Source organism: Mangrovicoccus sp. HB161399 (assembly GCF_013184745.1).
In the GTDB taxonomy this organism is placed as follows: domain Bacteria; phylum Pseudomonadota; class Alphaproteobacteria; order Rhodobacterales; family Rhodobacteraceae; genus Mangrovicoccus.
Map to the genome: position 1 here is coordinate 22,305 of NZ_JAATVU010000073.1, position 6,161 is coordinate 28,465.

Consider the following 6,161-nt stretch of genomic DNA (forward strand, 5'->3'; position numbering starts at 1 on the left):
TTCGCTTGCAGTGCCGTGTGGCCAGCCTATCTGCCCTGCATAAGCAGGAGGTGACCAGGGATGGCGAATGACGCGGCGAAGGAAGGAGCGCAGGATCCGGCGTCGACTGCGTCTGCGTGGAAGGACATGCCCCGCGAGGACCGCATCGAGAGGGTCCGCAACTCCGGGAGGGAAGGCGAGGTAAAATCGGCTTGGTCTCGGTCGAGAGCGTTTCCGAGGGCCACCGGCTTGCCGAATTTCGAACGCCTGTTGAGTTCGCCGAACCGACGCGAGCGGGACATGCCCAGGCCGGGCTCGGGAGAAGTTTTCGAAGGCCATGAAAGGGACGCTCAGGACTTCGGCCCGGTTCGCGAGGCGCTGAGGCCCGTTGTTCTCGAGGCCGCCGAGAGGCTCAGCCGACATTCCTTGGAAACAGGACGAGAGGATCAGGCGGTCGCCATCGCCGAAAAGTTCGGACCCGACCTCGACGCGCTGCATGCCGAATGGCTCCGGTGGCGCGGGCCCGATGCGGATGCGGAGGGTGATCCCGACGGATGCTGACAGGACGCTGTCAGGAGGGCTATGGGAAAAGGGTCCCGTCAACACGAACGGGAAAGGACATCCCATGAGCTTCATGCCTGCCAACTTCAACGTCTGGGCCGAGATTCCGGTCCGCAACCTCGATGCCGCCATCGCCTTCTACCGGGCCGCCACCGGCGGCACGCTGTCGTTGATGGAAATGGGCGGCGAGCGTGTCGCCGCCTTCGCCACCGACGGCCGCGGCGTCTCGGCCAACCTCTTCGAGGGCGAGCCGGGCAGGGCGGAGGCCGGTCCGGTGATCTTCCTCTCCGCGCAAGGTTCCATCGAGGAAGCCGCCAGTCGGGCCGAGGCGGCCGGCGGCCGGGTGCTCGGCGCGCCCGTGACCATCCCGCCGGGCCGCTACGTCTATGTCGCCGATCCCGACGGCAACCGCATCGGCCTGTTCGAGGCGGCCGCCTGATGCGACGCGCCGACCGCCTGTTCCGCATCGTCGATGCGATGCGCGGCGGCCGGCGCATCACTGCCGCGCAGCTGGCGGCGCTGATGGAGGTGTCCGAGCGCACCATCTACCGCGACATTGCCGATCTGCAGGCCTCGGGCGTGCCGGTCGAGGGCGAGGCGGGCTATGGCTATGTCATGGCCGAGGGCTACCACCTGCCGCCGCTGATGTTCACCGAAGCCGAGATCACCGCGCTGGTCGCGGGGGCGCGGCTGATCCGGGCCTGGGGCGGGGCGGAGATGGCCGCGGGCGCCGAGGACGCGCTGCGCAAGATCTCCGCCGTGCTGCCCGAGACGGCCCGCGCCCGAGCGGAAGCCGTTGCCGTCCATTCCGTCGCCCCCGAGATGACGCCCGAGCTGGCGGCGCGGCTCGACCGGATCGAGCGGGCGGTGCAGGCCAAGGAGCGGCTGGAGATCGGCTATGCCGACGGGGCGGGCGCGGCGAGCACGCGCATCGTCCGGCCGCTGGGCCTGTGGTTCTGGGGCAAGGTCTGGACGCTGGTTGCCTGGTGCGAGCTGCGCGACGATTTCCGCGTCTTCCGGCTCGACCGGATCGGGGCGCTGGAGCCGGCTGGACCGTTCCGAGAGGAGAAGGACAGGACGCTGGCCGAATTCTTCCGCCTCGGAAAGCACCGGCGGGGGTGACCCGGCCCGTCCGCCGCCTATCTGCGGGCCAGGAGGTACGGCATGGCGAAACGGACGGAAAAGCGCGACCTTCCTCGGAAAACTTGCGCCGCCTGCGGGCGGCCGTTCTCCTGGCGGAAGAAATGGGCGAAGGTTTGGGACGATGTCCGCTATTGCTCGGACCGCTGCCGCCGGGCGCGCTGAGATCGGGTTTCCATATCGCGGAAAAGCTTTTCCTGCCCGGTGGAAAGGATTGCCCTTGCCATGTCACAGACTTCCGCGAGCCTAAGGGCACGAGTCGACGGAACAGGAGGCGGTCATGGATCGTGTGGTGAAAAGCGGGTTGCAGGTCGACCCGGAACTGGCAAGCTTCATCGAGACGGAGGCGCTTCCCGGCGTCGGCGTCACGGCGCATGTCTTCTGGGACGCGCTGGCCAGGCTGGTCAACGAGCTGGGCCCCAAGAACAAGGCCCTGCTGGAAAAGCGCGAAAGCATCCAGGCGCAGATCGACGAGTGGCACAAGGCGCGCAAGGGCCAGCCGCATGACGCCGCCGCATACGAGGCCTTCCTGCGCGAGATCGGCTACCTGGTCCCCGAGGGCGAGGACTTCGCCATCGAGACCGCGAAGACCGATCCCGAATTCTCCTCGGTGCCCGGGCCGCAGCTGGTGGTGCCGATCATGAACGCGCGCTATGCGCTGAACGCCGCGAATGCGCGCTGGGGCAGCCTCTATGACGCGCTCTACGGCACCGATGCCATGGGCTCCACGCCGCCTGCGGGCGGCTTCGATGCCGCGCGCGGCGCCGAGGTCGTGGCCTGGGCGAAGGCGCATCTCGACAAGGTCGTGCCGCTGGCGGACGGGTCCTGGGCGGACGTGCAGGCGCTGTCGGTCAAGGGCACCGGCCTGGTCCCGGCGCTGAAGGACAACGCCCAGTTCGCGGGCTATACCGGCAGCATGGACGCGCCGAAATCGGTGATCCTGACGGTCAACGGCCTGCATATCCGCATCGTGATCGACGCGACCAGCCCGATCGGCAAGACCGATCCGGCCGGCATTTCCGACGTGATCCTCGAGGCGGCCGTGTCCACCATCATGGATTGCGAGGACTCCGTGGCCGCCGTGGACGGTCCCGACAAGGCGCTGGCCTACCGCGTCTGGCTGGGCCTGATGAAGGGCGACCTGACCGAGGACGTCACCAAGAACGGCAGGACCTTCACCCGGTCGCTGGCGCATGACATCAGCTACACCACCGCCAACGGCGAGGCGAAGATCCTCAAGGGCCGCTCGCTGATGCTGGTGCGCAATGTCGGCCACCTGATGACCACCCCGGCCGTGCTGGATGCGGACGGCAACGAGATCGGCGAGGGCCTGCTGGACGCGCTCTGCACCGTGATGATCGCGATGCACGACCTGGCGCGCGAGGGCGGCAACTCGGTCCACGACTCCGTCTACGTGGTGAAGCCGAAGATGCACGGGCCGGAGGAAGTCGCCTTCGCCGTCGAGATCTTCGACATGGTGGAATCCGCGCTCGGCCTGCCGCACAACACCGTCAAGCTCGGCATCATGGACGAGGAGCGCCGCACCTCGGTCAACCTGAAGGAATGCATCCGTGCCGCCAAGGCGCGCGTGGCCTTCATCAACACCGGCTTCCTCGACCGCACCGGCGACGAGATCCACACCTCGATGGAGGCGGGTCCGATGCTGCCCAAGGGGCAGATGAAGACCCAGCCCTGGATCCTCTCCTACGAGGACCGCAACGTCGATATCGGCCTGGCCTGCGGGCTGAAGGGCAAGGCGCAGATCGGCAAGGGCATGTGGGCCATGCCCGACCTGATGGAAGCGATGCTGGAGGCCAAGATCGGCCATCCCAAATCCGGCGCCACCACCGCTTGGGTGCCGAGCCCGACGGCCGCGACGCTGCATGCCACGCATTACCACCTGGTCGACGTCTTCGCCCGCCAGGACGAGATCGCGGCCGGCGGCGCGCGCGGCACGCTGGCCGACCTGATCACCATCCCGCTGATGGAGGGCATGAACCTTTCCGACGAGGACGTGACCATCGAGATCGAAAACAACGCCCAGGGCATCCTCGGTTACGTGGTCCGCTGGGTCGACCAGGGCGTCGGCTGCTCGAAGGTGCCTGACTACCACGATGTCGGCCTGATGGAGGACCGCGCAACCTGCCGGATCTCGTCGCAGGCGCTCGCGAACTGGCTCTATCACGGCGTGATCGGCGAGGAGCAGACCATGGAAGCGATGAAGCGCATGGCCGAGACGGTCGACGCGCAGAATGCAGGCGACCCGGCCTATATCAACATGGCGCCGTCCTTCGACACGATCGCCTTCAAGGCGGCCTGCGACCTGGTCTTCAAAGGCCGCGTCCAGCCCTCGGGCTATACCGAGCCGGTGCTGCATGCCCGCCGCCTGGAACTCAAAGCTGCAAGCTGAGGAAAGACCGATGACCGAAATCACCCTGGATCAGGCCCGCACCATCATCGCCAAGACCTTCGAGAAGGGCGCCGAGATGGGGCTGAAGCCGCTCTCCGCCGTCGTTCTGGATGCCGGCGGCAACGTGCAGGCCTTCGAGCGCCAGGACGGCGCCGCGCCGGGCCGCTTCGCGATCGCCCATGGCAAGGCCTATGGCGCGGTGATGCTGGGCATGCCCGGCTCCGCCCAGATGGCGCGCGCCGAGGCGCAGGCCTATTTCATGGCCGCCGTGAACGGCGTCTTCGGCGGTGCGGTCGTCCCGGTGCCGGGCGGCGTGCTGCTCGAGGCGGACGGCAAGGTGATCGGCGCGGTGGGCGTCACCGGCGACACCTCTGACAACGATGCCGAGGCGGCCATGGCCGGAATCGCGGCGGCGGGCCTGACCGGCAAGCCCTGATTTCCTGCAAGATGCACCCGGAGGGCCGCGGATTTCCGCGGCCCTTCGCCGTTCAGCGGATGTTATTCCTTCAAAGGCAGATTTTCGGCACATTTTTTCGGCTTGCGCGGGTGGCACCATGCCTGTGCGTCCCTGCACCCTCGACGTGGCGGCCGGGGAGGGCTATCTCGGAAGCGAGGAAAGAGAGGGTCCCATGTCGCGTCCAGTTGTCGGTATCATCGGAAACAGCCATCTGATCAACGACCAGTACCCGGCCCATGCCGGAGGGACGCATAATTCTCTTGCCGTGTCCGAGGTTTGCGGGGCGATGCCGCTGCTGATCCCGGCCGATCCGCGGCTGGTGACGGTGCCCGAACTGCTCGATGCCTGCGACGGATTCCTCTTCACCGGCGGCCGCCCGAACGTCCACCCCGAAGAATACGGCGAGGAAGCGACCGCGGCGCATGGCGATTTCGACCGCGCCCGCGATGCGATCGCGCTGCCCTTGATCCGTGCCTGCGTCGAGCGCGGCCAGCCGGTCCTGGGCATCTGCCGCGGCTTCCAGGAGGTGAACGTGGCGATGGGCGGCACGCTCTATCCGGAAATCCGCGACCTGCCGGGCCGGATGAACCACCGCATGCCGCCCAACGGCACGCTGGAGGAAAAGTTCGAGCCGCGCCATTTCGTCGATTTCACCCCGAACGGCGTCTTCCACCGGCTGATGGGCGCGCCGCGGGTGCTGACCAACACGCTTCACGGGCAGGGGATCAAGGCGCCGGGGCCGCGCATCGTCATCGACGGCCGCGCCGAGGATACGACGCCCGAGGCGATCTATGTCCGCGACGCGCCGGGCTTCACCCTGTCGGTGCAATGGCATCCCGAGTGGAATGCCGGGAACGATCCGGTCTCCCGCCCGCTTTTCGAGGCCTTCGGCTGCGCGGTGCGCGACTGGGCGGTGTCGCGCGGGCGGCTGCCGCAGAAATCCGCCTGAGATGGCCTCCTTCGCGTCGCTCCGCGAGGCGGTTGACATCCCGCCGGTCTGGCTGGCCGGTTGCCTGTGCCTTGCCTGGTCGCAATCGCAGCTGCTTCCCTGGCCCGGAGACGGCGGACCCGCCGTGCAGCTGGCGGCTGGGCTGCTGGTAGGCGGCGGCATCCTGCTCGCGGTGCTGGCCATCGACGAGATGCGCCGCCAGAAGGCCACCGTCATCCCGCACCGCGTGCCCGAGGTGCTGGTCCAGTCCGGCATCTTCCGCCGCAGCCGCAACCCGATCTATCTGGGCGACCTGCTGATCCTCGCCGGGTTCTGCCTGTTCTGGGGCGCCTGGTGGAGCTTGCCTCTGGTGCCGCTGCTCTTCTGGATCCTTGCCGACCGTTTCGTCGCTCCGGAAGAGGCGCGCCTGCACGAGAAGTTCGGACCCGCCTTCGAGGCCTATTGCGCGAAAACCCGCCGCTGGGCCTGAAGTCCTGCACTGGTCTCCGGGACCGCGACGATGGCAGCCCTGTGAGCGGTGCCGATCCCGTGATAGCGGTTTCGTGATCGCCCGCCGGGGGACGCGCGGGCCGCAGTGAAACGCGGGAGAGACGTATTGAGACTAGGATTTGTGGTTGAGTTGGGGGTTGGGGAGCGGCGTGTTGCGCTTGTTCCCGCGACCGTCG

8 protein-coding genes are annotated in these 6,161 nt (G+C 67.7%); all 8 read left to right on the forward strand.

All coding sequences use genetic code 11. The features are described 5' to 3' along the window. The first annotated feature begins 60 nt into the window (after positions 1 to 60). The 8 genes from HCC78_RS26105 (at position 61) to HCC78_RS26140 (ending at position 5,965) form a co-directional block, all read left to right on the forward strand. Complete coding sequence (locus HCC78_RS26105; RefSeq protein ID WP_172331715.1) at positions 61 to 540, forward strand: hypothetical protein; 480 nt, start codon at positions 61 to 63, stop codon at positions 538 to 540. A gap of 64 nt (positions 541 to 604) precedes the next feature. Next, positions 605 to 979 (forward strand): VOC family protein, encoded by a 375-nt coding sequence (locus HCC78_RS26110; RefSeq protein ID WP_172331716.1) that lies wholly within the window; start codon positions 605 to 607, stop codon positions 977 to 979. Next, positions 979 to 1,662, forward strand: coding sequence for a YafY family protein (locus HCC78_RS26115; RefSeq protein WP_172331717.1), 684 nt, complete (start codon positions 979 to 981; stop codon positions 1,660 to 1,662). Before HCC78_RS26110 ends, HCC78_RS26115 begins: the two co-directional genes overlap by 1 nt. A gap of 42 nt (positions 1,663 to 1,704) precedes the next feature. Continuing rightward, on the forward strand, positions 1,705 to 1,845 hold the full coding sequence (locus tag HCC78_RS26120) for a DUF2256 domain-containing protein (protein WP_172331718.1): 141 nt from the start codon (positions 1,705 to 1,707) through the stop codon (positions 1,843 to 1,845). A gap of 115 nt (positions 1,846 to 1,960) precedes the next feature. Continuing rightward, complete coding sequence (locus HCC78_RS26125; protein ID WP_172331719.1) at positions 1,961 to 4,090, forward strand: malate synthase G; 2,130 nt, start codon at positions 1,961 to 1,963, stop codon at positions 4,088 to 4,090. Between the two features lie 10 nt (positions 4,091 to 4,100). Next, the gene (locus HCC78_RS26130; protein ID WP_172331720.1) at positions 4,101 to 4,526 is read left to right on the forward strand and encodes a heme-binding protein; all 426 of its coding nucleotides are present in this window, start codon (positions 4,101 to 4,103) and stop codon (positions 4,524 to 4,526) included. A 193-nt stretch (positions 4,527 to 4,719) separates the two neighbouring features. Continuing rightward, on the forward strand, positions 4,720 to 5,496 hold the full coding sequence (locus HCC78_RS26135) for a gamma-glutamyl-gamma-aminobutyrate hydrolase family protein (protein ID WP_172331721.1): 777 nt from the start codon (positions 4,720 to 4,722) through the stop codon (positions 5,494 to 5,496). Position 5,497: 1 nt separating this feature from the next. Then, positions 5,498 to 5,965 (forward strand): isoprenylcysteine carboxylmethyltransferase family protein, encoded by a 468-nt coding sequence (locus HCC78_RS26140; protein WP_172331722.1) that lies wholly within the window; start codon positions 5,498 to 5,500, stop codon positions 5,963 to 5,965. The last annotated feature ends 196 nt before the right edge of the window (positions 5,966 to 6,161 follow it).